Genomic DNA, 956 nt, shown 5'->3' on the forward strand with positions numbered 1-956 from the left:
CCGCCAGCGACGTCAGCACCTGGCGCTCTTTCCCATCCACTCTCCGGGTCAGCAGTCTTGCCGTCAGCGTCGTAGGAAGTTCCGGCCACTGCTTTCGGGCCTGCGGACTGGTTTTCAGCGTCACCAACTCATCACCACGCCCCAGACGATGGAGCACTTCATACTGGGTATTCTTTTTCAGCGGCAGCAACCAGTGCCGAGCCTTACCAGCCTGCTGCCAGTGGTGAAGCAACCCCAGAGAGTAGAACCCCTTGTCAAACAGGGTAATGCTGTTATCCGGCGTTTTTTCTGCCAGTTGAGCTGCCAGTACCATTTCATTGACCTGTTCACTGTCAAAGGCACTGGCGTTGATAAGATGGCTGCTCAGCTCCATCAGACACACCATTCTCACCTGCGGATAGTTCGCCTCGCCGTTCTGATTGCGGGTTCTGCTGAAAGCAGCACTGTTTTCCGGTGTATCTGCCGTGCGCCAGACCACGCCATCCACCGCAAAGAGATTCAGCCCATGCCAGCGTGGGTGTGCCGCCTGCTGATTCCAGAATCGCTGAGTGATATCGAACAGTTCACGCACGGCATCTTCACCCAACGTTTTACGGCGCTGGATAACCGAACTGCGGGCAGTGAACGGGCATCCGTTTCGGTCCACAATATCCATCAGGCCAACGATTTCAGTTATCGGGCGGCTGCAGAAGACCGCCATGCCGACAACGAGCCAAATCATCGATTCAAGAGGGAGTTTTCGCTTGCGCAGAGTGACGGTATCGGTAAGCGTCAGGGCTTGCTGGATAAATTCAGCGGGAATAAGGTCGGAAAGAGAACGAGCTCGCTCGGGTGTGGTGAAATTGATAATGCCAAGAGCCTGGGAAAGTTCCATTTTAAGGGTCCATGACGATGCCATGGACCCTTTGTACAGCAACCACAGGATCGGTCAATTGATCCTTAAACGATCGGCATTA

The 956-nt window shown here is 54.5% G+C and carries 1 protein-coding gene; it reads right to left on the bottom strand.

What is annotated here, in order from left to right:
- Positions 1 to 874, bottom strand: an 874-nt coding sequence (locus tag M6G53_RS24895; RefSeq protein ID WP_253335217.1) for an IS4 family transposase, incomplete at its 3' end; no start/stop codon positions are given.
- Between the last annotated feature and the right edge of the window lie 82 nt (positions 875 to 956).

It is taken from the genome of Serratia nevei (genome assembly GCF_024160145.1).
Lineage (GTDB): Bacteria > Pseudomonadota > Gammaproteobacteria > Enterobacterales > Enterobacteriaceae > Serratia > Serratia nevei_A.